Below are 19,431 nucleotides of genomic sequence, written 5' to 3'. Positions count from 1 at the left end.
AACCGTCAGTCGGTGGTTGTGGTTTCTACCTGGATTTGGGTGAGGCGGAGGAGGATTTTCTGGCGGAGGGCGTCGGGGGCGTGGTCGGAGCCGCAGGAGCGGTGGACCAGGTTCTTGACGCAGCGTTCCAGGTCGTACTCGTCGAGGCAGGGGGCGCACTCTTCGAGGTGCTGGCGGATCTCCTCGGAACTGGCGTCCTCGAGTTCGTTGTCGATGAAGACGTACACCCGCTGCAGGATCTCCCCGCAGTCGACGTCGTGGGGCTCGCCGCAGCTCACGACTCCTCCTTCTGCGCGGCTCCGCCGGTGGTCGGCGGGGTCGCGTCCGTGCTCTCGTCGGGCGCGGGGATCAGGCCGCGCTCCCGCGCGTAGTCGCCGAGCAGGTCACGCAGCTGGCGCCGGCCGCGGTGCAGCCGCGACATCACCGTGCCGACCGGTGTGCCCATGATGTCGGCGATCTCCTTGTAGGCAAAGCCCTCGACGTCGGCGAGGTACACGGCCAGCCGGAAGTCCTCCGGGATGGCCTGCAGCGCCTCCTTGACGTCGGAGTCGGGCAGATGCTCGAGGGCGACCGCCTCGGCCGACTTGAGGCCGCCGGGAGTGTGCGACTCGGCGGCGGTGAGCTGCCAGTCCTCGATCTCCTCGGTCGGCGACTGCGTCGGCTGACGCTGCCGCTTGCGGTACCCGTTGATGAAGGTGTTGGTCAGGATCCGGTACAGCCACGCCTTCAGGTTGGTGCCCGGCGTGAACTGGTGGAACGAGCTGTACGCCTTCGCGAAGGTGTCCTGCACGAGGTCCTCGGCGTCGGACGGGTTGCGGGTCATCCGCATCGCCGCGGCGTACATCTGGTCCAGGAAGGGCAGCGCTTCGCGCTCGAACCGCGCGGTGCGCTGCTCGGGTGTCTCGGTCGTGGTGGGAGTCGGCATCGGGATCGAGAATACCGGGGTCTTCGCGGTCGTCCGCTCCGGAGCCACCCTCGTCGCCATCATGTTCGTCACAACACGCCCGGCCGCGGGGGCATTCCCCGCCCGCGCACCGGTCGTTATCCGGACACCTCGCGGACCACCCATTCGAACACGGCTTCGACCAGCAGGTCGTACGTCTCCTGCTGGTCGAGCTCGGCCCGCTTCGGCACCTTGAACGAGTGGTCGGCGTCGGGCACCACGGCCATCTCGGTCAGCGGCGGGAACTCCTCCGGCGTCCCGAACGGGTCCCGCTCCCCCTGCACGACCAGCGTCGGCAGCCCGGCGCCCTGGAGCTCGTCGACGCGCGACTTCTCCGGCTTGCCGGGCGCGTGCAGCGGAAACGCCAGTGCCAGTACGCCGGACGCGCCCAGCCTGCTCGCGGTCCGGCAGGCCACGCGGGCGCCGGCGCTCCGCCCGCCGATCACCAGCGGCGTCCGCACCCGGAGCTGCCCGATGATCGCGATCCAGGCCTCGTCGAGGATCTTTGGCGCCGGGGCGAGCTTGCGGCCGGCCCGGCGCCAGGGCTGTTCGATCAGGAACACGTTGATGTCCTGTTTCGGCAGCCGCGCGGCCAGTGCGGCCAGGTCGCCCGACTCGATGCCGTTCCCGGCCCCATGACCGAGGGCCAGCGTCGCCACCGGCCGCCGGGCGCGGTGCGCCAGGATCCGGGCCTCTCCGTGCGGCGTCCCCACAATCCGTTCGTCGGTCACCCGCCCCATCCTGTCACCCGGACCGGTGAACGGCGGCCACGAAACTCAGAAGCAGCGAACTCGGCAGCACCGACGCTCAGAAGAGTGTGCTCGAGGCGTCCTGCGGGTCCTCGCCGTCCGGCGGCAGCGGGTCGAGCAGGTGCGGGCCGTTGTTCTTCACGGAGCTGACCGCCTTCGAGACGGCGTACGCCTCGAGCCGCCCCGGCGCGGCCGGGACCAGCAGCTCGAGCAGGTCCTCGGTGTTCGAGGACAGCGGGTCGAGCCAGGCGTCGTACCGCTCGCGCTCGACCAGCAGCGGCATCCGGTCGTGGATCCGGCCGAGGTCGTCGGTGGCCGACGTGGTCAGCACCGTGCAGGTCCACAGCCAGGCGTCGTCGCGCTCGGGGTCCTCGACCGACTTGTCCCGCCAGATCTCGTACAGCCCGGCCATCGCCAGCACGCTGCCGTCCGGCGGATGGATGAAGTACGGCTGCTTGACCGGCTTGCCGTTCACCTTCTCTTCGGCGGTGTACCACTCGTAATACCCGTCGGCGGGCAGGATGCAGCGCCGGGTGGCGAACGCCTTCTTGAACGCCGGCTTCTCCGCGACTGTCTCCATCCGCGCGTTGATCAGCCGGTTCCCGATCGAGGTGTCCTTGGCCCAGGACGGCACCAGCCCCCACTTGACCGTGGTCAGCTTCCGGACGGTGGTGTCGGGCTGCTCGCGGTCCTTCCGTTCGACGACCGCGATCACCTGTTTGGTCGGCGCGACGTTGTAGTCCGGTTCGAGTTCCTGGACGGATTCGCGGACGTTGCCCGACTCGATCTCGAACTCCGTGACGAGATCGGACGGGTCCCGGCTGGACGCATACCTTCCGCACATGCCCCCAGCCTATGACTCGGCCTATGACTCCGGCCTATGACTCCGGGCGAACTTCCCGGGGCGACCTGCTGTCAGACTGCTGAGCGATCCGACAGTGACCAGTAAGGAGCCAACGCGTGCGAGTCGCGGTGCTGTGCGGCGGGGAGAGTTCGGAGCGTGACGTGTCGCGCTCGTCGGGCTGGGCGGTGGCCCAGGCGCTGACCGGGCGCGGCCACGACGTGGTGCTGATCGATCCCGCCGCGGAGGAGCCTGTGCTGGCGGATCCCGTGCCCGCGGACGCGGCCGTCGTACGAGTGCCGACAGAGCCGCCGGCGCAGGCCGAGCGGGCGCTGCTGGGACAGCGGATGTACGCCGCTCTCACCGGCGGCCCGGTCCTGGAGCACCTGCGGCGCGCCGACCGGGTGTTCATCGCGCTGCACGGCGGCTGGGGTGAAGACGGCCACGTGCAGGCGCTCCTCGAGCTCGCCGGCATCCCGTTCACGGGTGCGAGCAGCGACGTGTGCGCCGTCGCCTGGCACAAGGGCCGTTGCCAGGCGGTGCTGGAGGCTGCCGGCGTACCGGTACCGCCACGGGTGATCTACAACCCGGCCGTGCAGCCGGAGCCGCCGACCGAGGTCAAGCAGTTGCTCGAGGGCGGCCCCGTGGTGGTGAAGCCGGTGGCCGAGGGGTCCAGCGTCGCCGTCCGCAAGGTCGACTCGCTGGACGAGGTCCGCGGCGACGGCGAGGTGCTCGTCGAGCCGTTCCTCGGCGGCCGCGAGTTCACCGTCGCCGTGATCGGTACGACGACGCTCCCGGTGGTCGAGATCGAGCTGACCACGGCGGTCTTCGACTACGAGGCGAAGTACCAGCCGGGCGCCGTCCGCGAGATCTGCCCGGCCGACATCACCCCCGAGTTCGCGACGCGGCTGCAGGAGCTCGCGCTGCGGGCGCACCAGGCGCTCGGGTTCGGTACGACGTACTCGCGCGCCGACTTCCGCTGCGACGCCGCCGGTACGCCGTACTGCCTGGAGGTCAACGCACTGCCCGGACTGACGCCCGGCAGCCTGGTCCCGGTCGCCGCGAAGGGCGCGGGGACGACCTACGCCGAGCTGGTCGAACGGTTGCTGACGGCAAGCGGCGGCGGATCGCCCACCCCGTGTTAGGCGATCCGCCACCGGTCTGATGCGCCCGGGCGCCCCCCTGTAGGCGCCCGGACGCAGGTCTCAGGGTCTGGCCAGCTCGTCGAGCAACCTCCCGGCCATCGCGTCGGTGCCGGGCAGGCCCTCGATCCAGATCCGGGCGAGCTGGGGTACGTCGGTGTCCAGCCGCCACTGGGTGATCAGGGCTCGTACCGTCGCGACCTGCTCCGGCAGGTTCGGCTCGCGGCCGACGAGCGCCGCCGCGCGGCGTGAGCCGACGCGGCCCAGTACGTCACCGCCGCAGAACACGATCCGCAGGCACTCCGCGACGTCGACGAGGCGGAGCTCGCGGTCGAAGGGCGACGTCCCCGCGGGATTGAGCGGCTCGACAACCACCAGTGCGTGGGTCTGCGGTACGGAAGTTCCACGGAAGTCCGCCTCTCGGTAGAGCTCGCCGAGCCGGGACCGCAGGTGCGCCAGGCTGGACAGCCCGGTCAGCGGGTCCTCGCAGGACAGCGAATGCAGGTAGACGAGCGAGGCCTCGGCCCAGCTGGAACTGAGTGCGCGTACCGCTGCGAAAGCCGGCTCGCCCCCGGCGATCGAGCGGTACAACGCACTCAGCCCATCAAGTGCCTCCACCAGCGAGACTCCATCTGCCGCCAGGCGGCGTCCGGTCTCGTCCGACGCAGGCACGACATCGGCACCGTCCCGGAGCGCCTCGGCGATCGCGAGATAGGCGCTGTGGTCGGTACCAGCTGTGCCGTGCGGATCCCTCCGCCCGCACGGTTGCCCACTTGACGACGCCTCCGGCGCGAGCCGGGCGGGCGACCCCGCCAGGTTCAGGGACTTGGCCGGACGCAGGTCGAGCCGTCGACGGATGTCCGCGAACAGCGACATGGTCCTCCTCAACTAGCCCCGTCAGTCTCCCGACCGGTCGGCCGGAAGCGTCGTACGCCGATGAGACAGACCCGGGCGGAGTTCATGACGCGGATTCGCCGAACTTTTTTCCGGCGTAACTTCCGGGCTGGTGATCTCGTCAGGAAAGAGGCACAGTTCCGCGTCAGAGATGATGCGTGCGGCCGTCACACGTGGGAGCCTTGTCCTCGGCAACGAAAAGTGACGCACCGTCACGTAGCCGCACAGAGAGTCGTCAGAGAACCCACGGGGGAGATGAATGGAGACGCCGGCCGGCCAGCCCGACGCCCAGTCGGACGTGCTGAGCGACGCCGAGCTGATCGCGCGCGTCCGCAACGGCGACCTGGAGGCGTACGGCGAGCTGTACGCCCGGCACCAGCACGCCGCCGAACGGATGGCCCGCCAACTGGTCCCGGCGAACGACGCCGACGACCTGGCCAGTGACGCGTTCGCGAAGGTCCTGGACGCGCTGCGCGCCGGTGGCGGCCCGGACGTCTCCTTCCGCGCCTACCTGCTGACCACGGTACGGCGGGTGCACGTCGACCGGATCCGCTCCGGCAAGAAGGTGCAGACCACCGACGACATCGCGGCGTACGAGCGGGAGCCGGAGACCTTCGACGACCCGACGGTGACGGGCTTCGAGAGCGGCGCGGCGGCGAAGGCGTTCGCCAGCCTGCCCGAGCGCTGGCAGGCGGTGCTGTGGCACACCGAGGTCGAGGGTGAGAAGCCGGCCGCGATCGCGCCGCTGCTCGGCCTGACCGCGAACGGCGTGTCCGCGCTCGCCTACCGCGCCCGCGAGGGCCTGCGCCAGGCGTACCTGCAGCAGCACCTGGCCGACGTGGCCGGGGACCGGTGCCGCTGGACGACCGAGCGCCTCGGCGCCTACGTCCGCGGCGGCCTGACCAAGCGCGAGAACCGGAACGTCCGCGAGCACCTGGACGACTGCGCCAAGTGCACCGCGGTGTACCTCGAACTGGTCGAGGTCAACAGTGCGCTGCCGGCGCTGCTCGCCCCGGCCCTGCTGGGTACGGCGGGCCTCGGCTACCTGGCCGCCGCGTCGGGGGCGAAGGTCGGCCTGGTCGGCTTCTTCGTCACCGGCTGGCGCAAGGTCACCGAGAACAGCACCCGCACCGCCGCCGGTGCCGGCGCGGTGGTGGTCGTCGCGGTCGCCGCCGTCCTCGCGGCGATGGCGCTCACCGGCAACGACACTCCCCCGGCCGCGATCAACCAGCCGAAGCCGCAGCCGACCCAGGCCCAGCCGACACAGCCGACGCAGCCGCCGAACCCGACCCAGCCGCCGGTCAAGCCACCCGTCAAGCCGCCGGTGAAACCGCCGGCGTCCAACCCGACGCAGGCGCCGACCACCGCGCCCACGACCCAGCCGACCACCGCGCCCACCAGCGCGCCGACGAGCGCTCCAACGAGTGCGCCGACCCCGACACCGACCCCGACTCAGACCACCCCGGTCCCGACGCCGACCCCGCCGAAGCCGACCCCCACGCCGACGACGCCGGTGCTGGACGAGGGGCTGGTGACGATCAGCATCCCGCGCGGCGGCGGCAGCCCGATGCTGCAGGAGGGCCCGTCGGTCCGGTCCGAGCAGACCAAGGCGGACGCCGGCATCCGGTTCGTGATCACGATCAAGACCCCGCCCGCGAACACGAACCCGGTGGTGATCGGGCTCAAGTACGGCGCCGAGCTGTCCTGGCCGCTGGGCACGAATCCGCCCGGCTGGACCTGCGCCCAGGCGTCCGGCAGCTGCACGGCGACCGACCCGGCGAACCCGAAGCCGCTGACGGTCACCTTCGACGCCCCGACCGGCGGCTCGGCCGCGGACCGGACGTTCACGGTCACGGCGAAGACCGGCCGGCTGTACGACTCGGACGCGGCGACCGTCGAGGCCAAGCCGAGCACCGACGAGAACCTGCTGAAGATCGTCGACGGCAAGGCCGATCCGGACGTGCACCACCGGATCCTGACCGTTGCCCCACGCACCAACCGCGGCAGCGTGACGCTGAAGATCACGTACGGCGACGCGCTGGAGTGGCCGATCGCGGCCAGTCCGGCCGGCTGGAAGTGTTCCCCGAAGACGTCGACGTGTACGGCGGCCAACCCGGACAAGCCGGCGCCGCTGCCGGCGGACTTCGCCGTACCCGACAAGTCGTCGGCCGGGGCGCGGACCTACAGCGTGACGGCCAAGGCGGACCTGGTCAGCGACACCGACTCCGAGGTCCTGCCGGGTCTCAGGCAGGACGAGTCGCTGCTGCAGATCCTCACGCCGACCCCGCACGACGACCCGAATCCGTTCGTCTACAACAGGTTCCTGAAGGTCAACGGCGCGCAGGGCCGGCCGGTGGAGCTGGAGATCTCGTGGGGACGCAACCTGGCGTTCATGCCGTCGTTCGACCTGGGCTGGACGTGTGAGCGCAGCAGCGACATCCGCCGGGCGACCTGCCGGACGAACAACTACAGGAAGCCGCTGAACTCGGAGTGGAACGCCTGGTTGCCCGGCAGTGGCTCGAGCAACGCGATCACCGTGTACGCGCGGGTCGGCGGCCGCGAGGACACCGACAGCGCGCAGATCCCGCCGTCGTCCACCCGGCGGTGAAATCGGGTTGCCGGGTCCCTTATTCTGGTGATGTTCGCGTCGACGGAACCAAGTAGCGCCGTACGTCACGTCCGAGAGAGTCGCCGGTAGCTGGGAAGGCGGCACGTGAAGCGGTGGCGAAGACACTCCTGAGCGACTGCAGTGCAAGAGGCCGGACCGACCTGGTCCGGTGAAGGTGTGGTGGCACCGCGAGATTCCCCTTCGCCCACACCTCCGGGGTTCGAGAACAGACCTGGAGGTGAAACAGCGATGCGCATTCTCAGCCATGAGATCCCCTCAGCAGTGGGCCAGTCCGTCACGGTGGCCGGCTGGGTGCACCGAAGACGACGGCTCGCCGCCGTCGGGTTCCTGATCCTGCGCGACCGGTCGGGCCTGGCCCAGATCGTCGTGAAGGGCGGACAGGAGCAACTGGACGAGCTGACCGAGGAGACCGTGGTCCAGGTGACCGGCACGGTCGCCGCGAACCCGCAGGCGCCGGGCGGCGCCGAGATCGTCGACCCGGTGATCGAGCCGCTGACCGAGCCGGCCGCGACGCCGCCGATCGAGCTGTGGCGTCCGGCCGTCGGCGCCGGGCTACCGGTGATCCTCGACAACGCGCCGGTCGCGCTGCGGCACCCCGCCGTACGGGCGGGTTGGGAAATCGCCGCGGCGGCGCTGCACGGGTTCCGGTCCGCGCTGGACGGGCAGGGCTTCACGGAGATCCAGACGCCGAAGATCGTCGGTACGGCGACCGAGTCCGGGGCGAACGTGTTCGCGCTGGACTACTTCGGCGGGCCGGCCTACCTGGCGCAGTCGCCGCAGTTCTACAAGCAGACGATGGTCGGGGTGTTCGAGCGGGTCTTCGAGGTCGGGCCGGTGTTCCGGGCCGAGCCGCACGACACGGTCCGGCATCTCGCGGAGTACGTGTCGCTGGACGCCGAGTTCGGGTTCGTCACCGACCATCGCGACGTCCTCGCCGTACTGCGGTCCGTGATCGCCGGCATGTTGTCGGCGGTCGAGACGCGGGCCGGCGGTGCGCTGGAGCGGCTCGGGGTGACGGTGCCGGAGATCCCCGTCGACGTACCGGTGGTGCACTTCACCGAGGCGCTGAAGATCGCCGGGGCGGACCCGGAGGAGCCGGACCTGGCGCCGGCGGACGAGCGGGCGGTCGGCGAGTGGGCGCTGCGCGAGCACGGCAGCGACTTCGTCGCGGTCGAGGGCTACCCCATGGTGAAGCGGCCGTTCTACACGCATCCGCAGCCGTCGGACCCGCGGTGGTCGAATTCGTTCGACCTGCTGTTCCGCGGCGTCGAGCTGGTCACGGGCGGCCAGCGGCTGCACCGGTACTCCGACTACGCCGCGGCCCTAGCGGCGCGCGGCGAGGCGCCGGACGCGCCGGCGTACAGCTCGTACCTGCAGGCGTTCAGGCACGGGATGCCGCCGCACGGCGGGTTCGCGATCGGGCTGGAGCGGTTCGTGGCGCGGCTGACCGGGGCGGAGAACGTCCGCGAGGTCACGCTGTTCCCGCGCGACCTGCACCGGTTGACGCCCTGATGGAGACCACCGCGTCGGTTGTCGCCGAGCTGAACGTTGCCCTGGGCACCGACTATCGGGTGATCCGGCAACTGACCGGTGGCCTGCAGTCGACGGCGTACGAGCTGACCGGCGGCGTCGTCCTCAAGTGGACGGACAACCCGGACTGGGCGCCGCGGGTCCGGAAGGCGGCCGAGCTCGTCCGCCGGGCCCGCGCCGCCGGCTACCCCACGCCCGCCTGGCTCGCGGTCGGCACGACGGCCGCCGGGTCGCCGTACCAGCTGCAGGAGTTCGTCGCCGGGAGTGCGCCGAAGCTCGACCACGCGCTGGCCAGGCAGCTGATCGAGGTCTGCGAGCTCCAGCGGGACCTGGTCCCGGAGGATCACGAGGTGGGGTGGTCCGGCTGGTCACACGGCGTCGTCTTCGACGGCTGGGACGGCGTCTGGGAACGGGTGCAGGGGTACGACGGCGAGGCCGCCGGGCTGCTCGAGCGGTACGGCGAGTTGTGCCAGCCCTACAAGGACGACGACCTGCCCCGGCACGACTTCGTGCACGGCGACCTCAACATGGGCAACGTGCTGGCCGCCGACGGGCGGATCACCGGCATCGTGGACATCGAGGCGGCCGGCGGCGGGGCGCGTGCGTACGACCTGGTCGCGCTGGCGGCCTCCGCCGCGCGCGACGGCGCGGACCCAGGTGTGGACGAGTTGTTCCTCGAAGCGGCACTGCGAGCGAACGGGCGGGCGGCCGTCGCGGTGTGCGCGGCGGCTGCGTTCGCGAGTGTCGCGGAGTTCGTCCACGAGCGGTCGACGTACTCACAGGAGCGGGTGAACCACGGGGGCCGGCGGTTGCTCGAACTGCTGGATGCATGATGTGCGCATGCTGAGCGAGCTGGAGCGGGCCGTCCTGGACGCGGTCGACGACGAGCGGATCGTCGCGGAACTGCGGGAGCTGGTGCGGATCCCGAGCGTCGACGGGACCGTGGCCGAGGTCGAGGTGCAGGCGTGGTGTGCGGAGCGGCTGCGCGCGCTGGGAATGACCGTGGACCACTGGCAGCTCGATGTCCCGGGGCTGAGCGCCGACCCGGAGTTCCCCGGGATGGAGGTCGAGCGGCCCGAGGCCTGGGGTTGTGTCGGGGTGCTCGGCGGCGACGCGACACCGGGGCTGATCCTCAACGGGCACGTGGACGTCGTACCGGGTGACGCGTTCGACGCGGTCGTCGAGGACGGCGTCATGTGGGGCCGGGGGACCTGTGACATGAAGGGCGGGGTCGCGGCGGTCCTCGGTGCGGTGGCGGCGGTCGTTGCCGCTGGCGTCCAGCTGCGGAAGCCGCTGGCGGTACACACCGTGATCGGTGAGGAGGACGGCGGCCTCGGCGCGTTCGCCACCCTGCGGCGCGGTCATCGCGGGGAGGCGTGCCTGATCGCGGAGCCGACCGCCGGCTCGGTCATCCCCGCGAACTCGGGCTCGCTGACGTTCCGGCTGGAGGTGCCGGGGCTTGCCACCCACGGCTCGACCCGCAGCCGCGGTGTCAGCGCGATCGAGAAGTTCACCGTGATCCAGACCGCGCTGCTGGAGCTCGAGCGCGAGCGCAACCGGGACCCGCATCCGCTGCTCGCCCACCTGGACCTCGCGAACCCGCTGTCGGTCGGCACCATCGCGGCCGGCGACTGGGCGAGTACCGTGCCCGACCACCTGGTGGCCGAGGGCCGGTACGGCGTCCGCCTGGGTGAAGGGGTCGCGGACGCGCGGGCCGCCTTCGAGGCCGCGGTCGCGGAAGCCTGCGCCAAGGACGACTGGCTGCGTGAGCACCCGGTCGTTGTCAGCTGGCCAGGCGGTGAGTTCGCCTCGGGGCTGCTCCCGGACGGGGACCCGCTGCTCGCGGACACGCTGCGGGCGGTGGCCGACCTCGGTAGCGGGACGCCGACGGTCATGGGTGCGCCGTACGGCTCTGATCTGCGGCAGTACGCGGCGGCAGGCATTCCGACGCTGCAGTACGGCCCTGGTGACGTCCGGTACGCCCACGCCGCGGACGAGCACGTAGTACTGGCCGACGTACTGGCCGCTGCTCGGGCGTATGCGCTCCTGGCTGTCCGTCGCTGCGGTTGATACAAATCCACCATGGTGCCGCTACGGGGACGCTCCGCGGAGCTCGGCAAGCTCCTGGACGCATTGCGTGCGGCTGCCAACGGACGGGCCTCGCTGGCGGTTGTCAGCGGCGAGCCCGGTATCGGCAAGTCCGCGCTGCTGGCGGCCGCTGTGGAGCAGGCGGAGCGGCAGGGGTTCCTGGTCGCGAGTGCGGCGGCGTATCAGACCGACAACATCAGCCCGCTCGCCTCGCTGGCACCAGCACTGCGGGCCGGTGCGGAGCCGCTGATCGACACCGAGCAGTTCCTGGAGCTGGCCAGCCTCAACACCCAACCGCTGTGGCTGGCCGAGCGGCTGGCTGACCTGATCGGCCGCCGGCTGGCCGGAGTACGCGCGCTGATCGTGCTGGACGACGCCCAGTGGGCTGACCCGCTCACGGCGTTCGTACTGCGGGTTGTGGTCGCCCGGTTGTCCGCAGCGAACCTCCTCTGGTTGCTGGCCACCCGCCCGAGCCCTGGTGGTACGACGGACCAGCTGATCGAGGCGGTCAACGTACCGGTGCACAACATCCCGCTGGCGCCACTGACCGCCGAGGCGATCCAGGACCTCGCTGCGGACCGTTTGAACCACCCGGTCGACCCGTCGCTCGCAGTACAGCTGGCTGGTGTGCAGGGCATCCCGTTCCTGGCCGAGCAGCTCATCGCGGGTCTGTACCTGGGCGACAGTGACCTGTCCACCGGGCTGATCGAGGGCGTCCGTCGGCGTACCGGCGAGCTGTCCGAGACCAGTCGGGAGCTGGTGCGGACCGCCGCTGTCTTCGGCAGCGAGTTCCGCCTCGAGGATGTCGCCGTACTGATGGCCGCACCGATCGCCAGGCTGGCCGCGCCGCTGGAGGAGGCGATCCAGGCGGGCCTGCTGACCGACGCTGGTTCGGTACTGCGATTCCGGCATGAGCTGCTGCGCTCCGCCGCGCTGGCCGACGTACCGCCGTCCGCTCAGCGGGCGCTGCACGGCGCGATCGCGAACCAGCTGATGTCGGCGGGGCGCGGTGCGGCGGCTGCGGCACCACATGTCCTCGCGGTGGCGCAGTCCGGCGACACGACGGCTGTGGCAACGCTGAGGGAGGCTGCGCGAGACCTGGTGGCGACCATGTCGACCACGGCGGCCGAGGTGATCCAGGAGGCGTTCGACCTGACCCGCGTGGACGATCCGCTGCGTGCGGAGGTCGGTGTGGACGTGGTGAGCGTCCTGCTCGCCGCCTGGCAGTACGACCGCGCCAAGGCCTTCGCCGACGACCTGCTGAGCGGCACTGCGCTCTACCACGGGCCGGTCACACCTGAACTGCAGGCGACGCTCCGCCTGCACCTGGCGCCGTACCAGTGGGCCAGCGGGCGACTGGACGTGCAGGAGCTCTTAGTCCCCGCTGCCCCGCCGCAGCTGGCCGAGAGACTTGCCGGCTACCGCGCACTAGCCGGTGCAGAACTGATGGCGACAGCAACCGACGCGACCGCGCAGGCCCTGCTGCAGGTGGCCGCGGCCGAGCGGGCGCGCGCTGAGGGCAGGTACGCCGACGCTCGCAGCCTGTACGCCGACGCGCAGCAGGCCGAGCCCGCGCTGGGCAGCCTCCCGTCGACGGTGGTCGAGATCGGCGAGCTGTACTGCCGGGCCGAGACCGACGACCTGCCCGCGGCCCTGGAGCGGGTGCGCGAGCTGATGACCGTCGGCGATTCCTGGGCGGGGCCGCAGTTGGCGGTGCTGCGGGCCCGGCTCGAGTACGCGGCCGGCAACTTGCAGCAGGCGGAGGAGGCTGCCAACTCCGGCCTGCGGTGGATGGACCAGCTGCAGGTGAAGGGCCTGACAGCAGAGGCGGAACAGGTGCTGGCTCTGGTCGCGCTGCTGCGTGGCCACCTCACCCAGGCGCGCAAGCTCGCCGGCAACGACCCGACCATCAACGCGTTGCTGGCGATCGCGGACGGCGATGCGAAGGCAGTCGGCCAGCTCGCTGACGCGCCACGGGACTTCCCGGAGCGGGTCGCCGTACTGCTGCAGGCTGACGCACTGGACCAGCTATCGCAGTTGGAGCCTTCCGCAGCTGCCCGGGGTGCGCTTGCGGTTGTGGCTGCGGGCAATGACGTGGAGCAACTGGCTGCGGCGGTTGAGCTCGTGCGTACGGCGCAGCGGCCGTTGCTGCTCGCACAGGCCGAGGAACGGTACGGCCGGGCCGCACTGGAGGCAGGCGACCGCAAGACCGGCGTACCGGCGCTGGAGCGCGCGCTGGACAGTCTGGCTGCGTTGGGCGCGACGGCTCCGGCCGGGCGGATCCAGGCGGTGCTGCAGGCGGCGGGCGTACGTCGGCGTCGCTGGGCCGCCGTACCACCGCGGGCGCAGGCGGGGTGGGAGTCGCTCACGCCGATGGAGCGCCGGGTCGCGTTGCTCGTGGCCGAGGGGCACACGAACCGGTCCGCGGCCGAGGAACTCGTGGTGTCGGCCAGCACGGTCGGGACGCACCTGCGGGCGGTGTTCGGGAAGCTCGGGGTGAATTCGCGGGTCCAGCTCACCCGGCTGGTGCTGGAGCGGTTCGCCCCTCCCCCGAACGCATGAGATTCGGGTGCACGGGGGCTGGTGGACGAGTGATCCGCGGCTGAGAGGTTCACGTGTTCGCTCGATCCGCCGGAGCGGGCCTGCGCGGTTTCCTTCTAGCAAGCAACCGAGAAGGGAAACCGAAGATGACTGACAAGACCCCCACCGTCGTTCTGGTGCACGGCGCGTTCGCGGAGAACTCCAGCTGGTCCGGTGTGATCGCGGAGCTGACCAGCCGCGGCATCCCGGCGATCGCCGTGGCCAACGAGCTGCGCGGCCCCGCCCTCGACGGCAGCCGGGTGGCCGCCCAGGTCCGGGAGATCGACGGCCCGGTCGTCCTGGTGGGGCACTCGTACGGCGGCGCCGTGATCACCGCGGCCGCCAACCAGGCCGACAACGTCGCCGCGCTGGTGTACGTCGCCGCGTTCCTCCCGGAAGAGGGCGAGAGCCTGCAGGACCTGCTGGCGAGCTTCCCGGCGAACGACTTCGCCTCCGGCCTGGTCCCGCACACGCTGCCGACCGCCGACGGCGAGGAGACCTGGCTCGGCATCGACCTGGCCAAGTTCCGGGCGCTGTTCGCGGCCGACGTCGAGGACGCCGAACTGCTCGGCCGGACCCAGCGGCCGATCGCCGCGGCCGCCTTCGACGAGAAGTCCGGCGCGGCGAGCTGGAAGCGGCTCCCGGTCTACGACCTGGTCGCCACCGGCGACGAGGCGATCCACCCCGACGGCCAGCGGAAGATGGCCGCCCGCGCGAACGCCACCACGATCGAGGTCGACGGCTCGCACGCGGTCGCCGTCTCCCAGCCCAAGGCCGTCGCCGACTTCATCGCCACCGCCGTCGAGGCGGGTGCGAACCGATGAACCTGCGCCGCCTGACCGCGGCCGTCACCACGGCGGCCGCGGCGGTCCTCGCCCTCACCGGCATCACCTCGGCGAGCGCCCAGACCGAGTACAACCAGACCGAGCACAAGCCGAAGCCGACCGTCGTCCTCCTGCACGGCGCGTTCGCGGACGGCGCCAGCTGGTCCGAGGTGACCAGCCGGCTGCAGCGGGACGGATACACCGTGGTCGCCCCCGCGGTACCGTTGCGCGGGATCGCCGCCGACACGGCGTACCTGCGAGGCGTGCTCGACAACATCGCCGGTCCCAAGGTGCTCGTCGGGCACTCGTACGGCGGTGCGCTGGTCAGCCAGCTCGCCGGCACCAGCGGCGTCAAATCCCTCGTGTACGTCGCCGCGTTCATCCCGCAGGCCGGCGAGACAGTCGGTGCCCTGAACGCGAAGTACCCGGGCAGTGAGATCGGACCGGACACCACCACCACGATCAGCTACCCGGGCGGGGTGGACCTGGTGATGAAGCCGGAGTCGTTCCGCAGGGTGTTCGCCGCCGACCTGCCCGCGCGGCAGGCCGCCGTCCTCGGCGCGTCCCAGCGTCCGGTCGCGGCCGCCGTCTTCGACGAGAAGGTGCCGGCCACGGCGCCGGCAGGGCTCCCGAAGTACGCCCTGGTCCCGACCGGCGACAAGGCGATCGCACCAGCCGCCGAGCTCTGGATGGCGAAGCGCGCCCAGGCCACCACGGTCGAGGTCCCTGGGGCGTCCCATCTGGTAGCGCTCTCGCAGCCGTCGGCAGTGACCCGGCTGATCGAGCAAGCCGCTCGCTGACAACACAGAGGGCCGGACCCGCACGGGGTCCGGCCCTTGTTGGGTGTCAGTCCTCGATCGCCTGGTAGAGGGTGGTCCAGAAGTCGTGCATCAGTTGGATCGCGGACGGGACCGTCGCGCCGACCTGGGTGAGCAGGATGCCGACGAGCTGGTTCTCGGGGTCGGCGTACGTCGATGTGCCGCTGCCGCCGTCCCAGCCGAACTGGCCGACCGGGGCGTAGTCGCCGCGGTACGTGCGTACCGCCATCCCGAAGCCCCAGCCGCCGTGCTGGCCCTGGCCGAACGAGATGTGCACGTTGTCCCGAGCCAGCGCCTCGCGTGCCGTCAGCTGCTCGGCCGTGAGGCGGTTGGTGGTCATCAGCTCCACCGCCGGCCGGGACAGAATCCGCTGGCCCTGGTGCATGCCTTGGTTGAGCAGCATCTTGAAGTAGGCGTGGTAGTCGTCGGCGGTCGAGTTAAGCCCGCCGCCGCCGCTCTGGAACGCCGGCGGGCTGCTGTGCCGGCCGCCGGCGGCCTCGTCCCAGACCTGGAACTCGCCGGTCTGCGGGTCCGGCGCGTACAGCGGAGGCAGCCGGTCGATCTGGTCGGCCGGCACCGAGAACCCGGTGTCCTTCATCCCCAGCGGCTCGAAGATCCGCTCGCGGAGGAACTCGTCGTACGACTGGCCGGTGACCCGCGAGACCAGCACCCCGAGCAGGTCGCTGCTGATCTGGTACTGCCAGCGCTCGCCCGGCTGGTACATCAGCGGCAGCGTGCCGAGGCGGCACATCCACTCGTCCTGCTCCGGCATCGGCACCGGCAGGTTCGGCGTGATGCCCTGCTCGAACAGCGCGGCCATGATCGGCGTACCGATCACCGTCATGTCCATGCCGAGCCCGAACGTCGAGGTCAGCACGTCCCGGACGGTGATCGGCCGGCGCGCCGGCACCGTGTCGTCCACCGGGCTGTCGATCTGCTTCAGGACCTGGCGGTTCGCGAGCTCCGGAAGCCACTCCTCGACGGTGTCGTCCAGCCGCAGCCGGCACTCGTCGAGCAGCACCATCGCCGCCGACACCGAGACCGGCTTCGACGTCGAGGCCATCCGGAAGATCGTGTCCCGCCGCATCGGCGCGCCGCCGTCGTGGCGCAGCGTGCCGAGTGCCTCGACGTGCGGGTCACCGTCGCCGCGGCTGACCAGCGCGACCGCACCGGGGATCTTCCCGGAATCGACGTGCCGGGCCAGTACGTCGTGCAGGCGGCGGAGGCCCGGGGCGGAGAAGCCGTTGGTTGACATGGGTGTCGTGCTCCTTGGTTCGTGGGTGTGGCGGATGGGTCAGAGCGAGCGGGCGACGATGTCGCCGACCGAGGTGGTGGCGCGGATGCTGAGCTCGGCGCCGGCGCCCTCGGTGTTCTTCAGCGCGTTGGTGATCCGGCCGGTGGCGGTGCCGGCGTCGAGCGTGGCCGAGACCCCGGCGGCGGCGACGATCTCCACCACGCCGACCTCGGTCCGCAGTTCGACCGCGCCACGGACGGCCTCCGCGATCCGGATGTCGCCCTTGCTGGTCCGGATCTCCGCCGGACCGGTGAGCCGGCCGACGGTGACGTCGCTCGCGGAGCTGGTGATCTTCGCGCTCGCGGCCTCCTCGACGTCGATCGGGCCCTGGGCGCTCTCGATCACGACCTGGCCGAGGCGGCCGGTCGCCCGCAGGTCCGCGCTGGCCGCCTTCACCTCGGCCTGCGAACCGGCCGGCAACTGCACCGTCACCGCGACGGCGCCGGACGGACCGAAGTACTGGTTCTTCGCGGTGACCGCGATCCGCAGCACGCCGGCGGCGTACTCGACCGTGGTCTGCTCGGCGGCCTTCACGTCGCGGCTCTTCGAGGCGTCCGCGGGGAGCACCTCGACGGCCGTGTCGGTCCGGTCGGTGGCGACCAGCCGGATGCTGCCGGCGGGGATGTCCAGAACCGCGGAGATCGGCTCGGGGGTGTTGTACGTCGTCATCGTGGTGCCTTCCTGGTGGTGTTCGACTGGCTGTTGACACCAAGGTCCAGGAAGGCGCTGACACCGAACCGCCGCCGTGCTGACACGGACGCTGACGCCTGTCAGCCGCGTCTGTCAGAGAACTCGTTCCAGGGCGGCGTGGCCGATCGGGCCCCAGTGGGTCTTGCCGCCGGGGATGCCCTTCTCGCCGTTGATGCCCATCGCGATCAGGAACAGCGCCCGCGTCACCGCCCAGCCGCGCGCCCGCCGTACCGTGGCCGGGTCCGCCCCGTAGGCCTCGAGGAAGCGCTCCGCCTCCGGGAGCAGGATCCAGGCCGACGCCAGGTCGCTCGCCGGTTCACCGGCGCCGATCTCCTCGAAATCGACGATCCCGGCCAGGGTGCCGTCGGCAACGACCACGTTCGCCGGATGGAGGTCGCCGTGCAGCCACACCGGCGGTCCGTCCCACTTCGGCGCCGCGAGGGCGTCCTGCCAGACCGCCTGGATCTCGTCGGCGCGTCCGACGTACGCCTGTACCTCGTCGAAGCCAGGGCTCGGCGGGAGCGTGGACCGGTCGCTGACCGGGGCGTCGGCCGGCGGCTCGGTGTGCAGCGCCCGCAGGAAGCCGGCGAGTACGTCGGCCGCCGCCGGGTCGGTGATCGGCGTACGGTCGGCGGGCTCTCCGTGGACCCAGCTGGTGACCAGCCACGTCTGCGGGAAGCGGTCCGACGGCTCGCCGAGGCGGAGCGGGGTCGGGATCGGCAGCGGGACGCGGGCGGCGAGACCGGGGAGCCAGCGGCGCTCCTTGAGCAGCGGTGTGTCGTATTGGGCGTGCCGGGGAATCCGGACCGCCAGGTCGTCGCCCAGCCGCCACATCTGGTTGCCCCAGCCGCCGTCGACCTCCTGGAGTTCCAGGTCCGCCAGGTCGGGGTGCTGCTCTTTCAAGAGGGTCCGCACGAGTTCCGCATCCATGGAGCGTCAGACGCGTCACACCCGGACCTGGTTGGGAATAGGTCCGCAGAGTGGTCAGTTGCTCACGGACATGCGCATTGATGTGTGGTCCGACGTCGTCTGCCCGTGGTGCTACATCGGCAAGCGGCGGCTCGAACAGGCTCTCGCGGAGAGCGGCGACCAGGCCGAGATCGTCTGGCACAGCTTCCAGCTCGACCCGTCGTCGACGAACGACGACCCCCGCGACCTGGCGACCCGGCTGGGTGAGAAGTACGGTCGCGGCCGCGAGTGGGGCCTGCAGGCCAACGCCCACGTCACCGAGGTGGCGGCCGAGGTCGGCCTCGAGTACCACCTGGACCAGGCGAAGCCGGTCAACACCGTCGACGCGCACCGCCTGCTGCACCTGGCCCGCGACCTCGCGGCGGCCGGTGACGTGCCGGGCGACACGCAGGGCCGCCTCAAGGAGCGGCTGCTCAAGGCGTACTTCACCGACGGCCTCCCGGTCGGTGACCACGCCACGCTGACCGACCTGGCCACAGAGGTCGGGCTGCCCGCGGACCGGGTGCGTGAGGTCCTGGCGGGTACGACGTACGCCGACGACGTCGCGGCGGACCAGGCGCAGGCGGTGGCGTTCGGCGCGAACGGCGTACCGTTCTTCGTCATCGACGAGAAGTACGGCGTCAGCGGCGCGCAGCCCGTGGAGGTCTTCCAGGAGGCACTGCGCCGGGCGAACGCGGACCGCAAGCCGGTCACGCTGATCAGCGCCCCGGGCGCGACCACCGACGGTGACGCCGCGTGCGGCCCGGACGGGTGCCCCATCTGATCGTTCGATTGAGCGGTGGGTACCGGATGTCGTACGAAACGTGGTGTATGAAGGAGGCATGACTGTCGTGCGCGCATTGGCCAGGCCGTTGCTGTCCGTCATCTTCGTCGTGCAGGGCGCCAATGCCGTCCGGAACCCCGAGCCGCTGGTCCCCAAGGCCCAGCCGGTGACGGACCGGCTGGTGCCGCTGGCGAAGCGGGTCGCCCCGCCGCAGGTCAGCGACCGGATCCCCGAAACGACGGCCAACCTGGTCCGGCTGAACGGCGCCGTCCAGGTGCTCGGCGGTCTCGCGCTCGCGAGCGGCAAGGGCCGGCGCCTCGGTGCCTCCGTGCTGGCGGCCTCGCTGGTCCCGACGACGCTCGCCGGGCACGCGTTCTGGCAGGAGAAGGACAAGGACGCCCGCAACCAGCAGAAGATCGCGTTCATGAAGAACCTGGGCGTGCTCGGCGGGCTGCTGCTCGCGGCCGTCGACACCGAGGGCAAGCCGGGCGTCGCCTGGCGGGCCACCCACGGCGCCCGCGCGGCCAAGCGCGAGACCAAGCGCGGCGCGAAGGCGGCCAAGCGCGAGGCGAAGCAGCTGGCACGCGAGGCGCGGCAGGCGGCCAAGCTCGCGAAGGCCGAGCTCCACCTCGGCTGATCGCGATGCCCTAGGCTCAGGGCAGTACTGAACTGAGTCT

The 19,431-nt window shown here is 71.3% G+C and carries 18 protein-coding genes; 10 read left to right on the top strand and 8 right to left on the bottom strand.

Going from position 1 to position 19,431, the window contains the following annotated elements; all coding sequences use genetic code 11:
* Positions 1–5 precede the first annotated feature (5 nt).
* The 4 genes from rsrA to ABN611_RS21970 all read right to left on the bottom strand — a co-directional run bounded on the left by rsrA (position 6) and on the right by ABN611_RS21970 (position 2,536).
* The gene (gene rsrA / locus ABN611_RS21985) at positions 6–278 is read right to left on the bottom strand and encodes a mycothiol system anti-sigma-R factor (protein WP_350274090.1); all 273 of its coding nucleotides are present in this window, start codon (positions 276–278) and stop codon (positions 6–8) included.
* Positions 275–925, bottom strand: coding sequence for a sigma-70 family RNA polymerase sigma factor (locus tag ABN611_RS21980; RefSeq protein ID WP_350274089.1), 651 nt, complete (start codon positions 923–925; stop codon positions 275–277). The genes rsrA and ABN611_RS21980 overlap by 4 nt, the downstream gene beginning before the upstream one ends.
* A gap of 116 nt (positions 926–1,041) precedes the next feature.
* Complete coding sequence (locus ABN611_RS21975) at positions 1,042–1,683, bottom strand: alpha/beta family hydrolase (RefSeq protein ID WP_350274088.1); 642 nt, start codon at positions 1,681–1,683, stop codon at positions 1,042–1,044.
* 67 nt (positions 1,684–1,750) lie between these two features.
* On the bottom strand, positions 1,751–2,536 hold the full coding sequence (locus tag ABN611_RS21970) for an SOS response-associated peptidase (protein ID WP_350274087.1): 786 nt from the start codon (positions 2,534–2,536) through the stop codon (positions 1,751–1,753).
* A 116-nt stretch (positions 2,537–2,652) separates the two neighbouring features.
* Here ABN611_RS21970 and ABN611_RS21965 point away from each other — a divergent pair, with 116 nt between their 5' ends.
* A complete protein-coding gene (locus tag ABN611_RS21965) occupies positions 2,653–3,678 on the top strand; it encodes a hypothetical protein (protein WP_350274086.1) in 1,026 nt (341 codons plus the stop codon).
* Between the two features lie 60 nt (positions 3,679–3,738).
* Here the strand turns inward: ABN611_RS21965 and ABN611_RS21960 are convergent, their stop codons facing one another.
* Positions 3,739–4,551 (bottom strand): hypothetical protein, encoded by an 813-nt coding sequence (locus ABN611_RS21960; RefSeq protein WP_350274085.1) that lies wholly within the window; start codon positions 4,549–4,551, stop codon positions 3,739–3,741.
* A 277-nt stretch (positions 4,552–4,828) separates the two neighbouring features.
* On the opposite strand from ABN611_RS21960, the gene ABN611_RS21955 reads away from it, so the two are divergent.
* From ABN611_RS21955 to ABN611_RS21925, 7 genes are all read left to right on the top strand, one after another.
* Positions 4,829–7,177 (top strand): sigma-70 family RNA polymerase sigma factor, encoded by a 2,349-nt coding sequence (locus tag ABN611_RS21955; protein ID WP_350274084.1) that lies wholly within the window; start codon positions 4,829–4,831, stop codon positions 7,175–7,177.
* A gap of 249 nt (positions 7,178–7,426) precedes the next feature.
* Positions 7,427–8,710 carry an aspartate--tRNA(Asn) ligase gene (gene aspS / locus ABN611_RS21950; RefSeq protein WP_350274083.1) on the top strand — a complete coding sequence of 428 codons (1,284 nt, stop codon included), beginning with the start codon at positions 7,427–7,429 and terminating at the stop codon, positions 8,708–8,710.
* Positions 8,710–9,561, top strand: coding sequence for a phosphotransferase (locus ABN611_RS21945; protein ID WP_350274082.1), 852 nt, complete (start codon positions 8,710–8,712; stop codon positions 9,559–9,561). The genes aspS and ABN611_RS21945 overlap by 1 nt, the downstream gene beginning before the upstream one ends.
* A gap of 7 nt (positions 9,562–9,568) precedes the next feature.
* A complete protein-coding gene (locus tag ABN611_RS21940; RefSeq protein WP_350274081.1) occupies positions 9,569–10,798 on the top strand; it encodes a M20/M25/M40 family metallo-hydrolase in 1,230 nt (409 codons plus the stop codon).
* A 12-nt stretch (positions 10,799–10,810) separates the two neighbouring features.
* Positions 10,811–13,378: a BREX system ATP-binding domain-containing protein gene (locus ABN611_RS21935; RefSeq protein WP_350274080.1), complete on the top strand. Its 2,568-nt coding sequence runs from the start codon at positions 10,811–10,813 to the stop codon at positions 13,376–13,378.
* 125 nt (positions 13,379–13,503) lie between these two features.
* Positions 13,504–14,220, top strand: coding sequence for an alpha/beta hydrolase (locus tag ABN611_RS21930; protein ID WP_350274079.1), 717 nt, complete (start codon positions 13,504–13,506; stop codon positions 14,218–14,220).
* Positions 14,217–15,020, top strand: coding sequence for an alpha/beta hydrolase (locus ABN611_RS21925; protein WP_350274078.1), 804 nt, complete (start codon positions 14,217–14,219; stop codon positions 15,018–15,020). The genes ABN611_RS21930 and ABN611_RS21925 overlap by 4 nt, the downstream gene beginning before the upstream one ends.
* 46 nt (positions 15,021–15,066) lie before the next feature.
* Here the strand turns inward: ABN611_RS21925 and ABN611_RS21920 are convergent, their stop codons facing one another.
* From ABN611_RS21920 to ABN611_RS21910, 3 genes are all read right to left on the bottom strand, one after another.
* On the bottom strand, positions 15,067–16,293 hold the full coding sequence (locus tag ABN611_RS21920) for a serine hydrolase domain-containing protein (protein WP_350274077.1): 1,227 nt from the start codon (positions 16,291–16,293) through the stop codon (positions 15,067–15,069).
* 39 nt (positions 16,294–16,332) lie between these two features.
* Complete coding sequence (locus tag ABN611_RS21915) at positions 16,333–17,001, bottom strand: DUF4097 family beta strand repeat-containing protein (protein WP_350274076.1); 669 nt, start codon at positions 16,999–17,001, stop codon at positions 16,333–16,335.
* Positions 17,002–17,115: 114 nt separating this feature from the next.
* Positions 17,116–17,937, bottom strand: coding sequence for an aminoglycoside phosphotransferase family protein (locus ABN611_RS21910; RefSeq protein ID WP_350274075.1), 822 nt, complete (start codon positions 17,935–17,937; stop codon positions 17,116–17,118).
* An 85-nt stretch (positions 17,938–18,022) separates the two neighbouring features.
* On the opposite strand from ABN611_RS21910, the gene ABN611_RS21905 reads away from it, so the two are divergent.
* The gene (locus ABN611_RS21905; protein ID WP_350274074.1) at positions 18,023–18,754 is read left to right on the top strand and encodes a DsbA family oxidoreductase; all 732 of its coding nucleotides are present in this window, start codon (positions 18,023–18,025) and stop codon (positions 18,752–18,754) included.
* A gap of 58 nt (positions 18,755–18,812) precedes the next feature.
* Complete coding sequence (locus tag ABN611_RS21900) at positions 18,813–19,391, top strand: DoxX family protein (protein ID WP_350274073.1); 579 nt, start codon at positions 18,813–18,815, stop codon at positions 19,389–19,391.
* The last annotated feature ends 40 nt before the right edge of the window (positions 19,392–19,431 follow it).

The organism is Kribbella sp. HUAS MG21, from assembly GCF_040254265.1.
Classification (GTDB): domain Bacteria; phylum Actinomycetota; class Actinomycetes; order Propionibacteriales; family Kribbellaceae; genus Kribbella.
Note: the sequence above shows the minus strand (reverse complement) of the source record. Positions and strands in the feature narration are given on the sequence as shown.

Coding starts and splice junctions, on each gene's coding strand:
- ABN611_RS21980 (WP_350274089.1), bottom strand. CDS start 925: ATGCCGACTCCCACCACGACCGAGACACCCGAGCAGCGCACCGCGCGG.
- ABN611_RS21975 (WP_350274088.1), bottom strand. CDS start 1,683: ATGGGGCGGGTGACCGACGAACGGATTGTGGGGACGCCGCACGGAGAG.
- ABN611_RS21970 (WP_350274087.1), bottom strand. CDS start 2,536: ATGTGCGGAAGGTATGCGTCCAGCCGGGACCCGTCCGATCTCGTCACG.
- ABN611_RS21960 (WP_350274085.1), bottom strand. CDS start 4,551: ATGTCGCTGTTCGCGGACATCCGTCGACGGCTCGACCTGCGTCCGGCC.
- ABN611_RS21955 (WP_350274084.1), top strand. CDS start 4,829: ATGGAGACGCCGGCCGGCCAGCCCGACGCCCAGTCGGACGTGCTGAGC.
- aspS (WP_350274083.1), top strand. CDS start 7,427: ATGCGCATTCTCAGCCATGAGATCCCCTCAGCAGTGGGCCAGTCCGTC.
- ABN611_RS21945 (WP_350274082.1), top strand. CDS start 8,710: ATGGAGACCACCGCGTCGGTTGTCGCCGAGCTGAACGTTGCCCTGGGC.
- ABN611_RS21940 (WP_350274081.1), top strand. CDS start 9,569: ATGCTGAGCGAGCTGGAGCGGGCCGTCCTGGACGCGGTCGACGACGAG.
- ABN611_RS21935 (WP_350274080.1), top strand. CDS start 10,811: ATGGTGCCGCTACGGGGACGCTCCGCGGAGCTCGGCAAGCTCCTGGAC.
- ABN611_RS21930 (WP_350274079.1), top strand. CDS start 13,504: ATGACTGACAAGACCCCCACCGTCGTTCTGGTGCACGGCGCGTTCGCG.
- ABN611_RS21925 (WP_350274078.1), top strand. CDS start 14,217: ATGAACCTGCGCCGCCTGACCGCGGCCGTCACCACGGCGGCCGCGGCG.
- ABN611_RS21920 (WP_350274077.1), bottom strand. CDS start 16,293: ATGTCAACCAACGGCTTCTCCGCCCCGGGCCTCCGCCGCCTGCACGAC.
- ABN611_RS21915 (WP_350274076.1), bottom strand. CDS start 17,001: ATGACGACGTACAACACCCCCGAGCCGATCTCCGCGGTTCTGGACATC.
- ABN611_RS21905 (WP_350274074.1), top strand. CDS start 18,023: ATGCGCATTGATGTGTGGTCCGACGTCGTCTGCCCGTGGTGCTACATC.
- ABN611_RS21900 (WP_350274073.1), top strand. CDS start 18,813: ATGACTGTCGTGCGCGCATTGGCCAGGCCGTTGCTGTCCGTCATCTTC.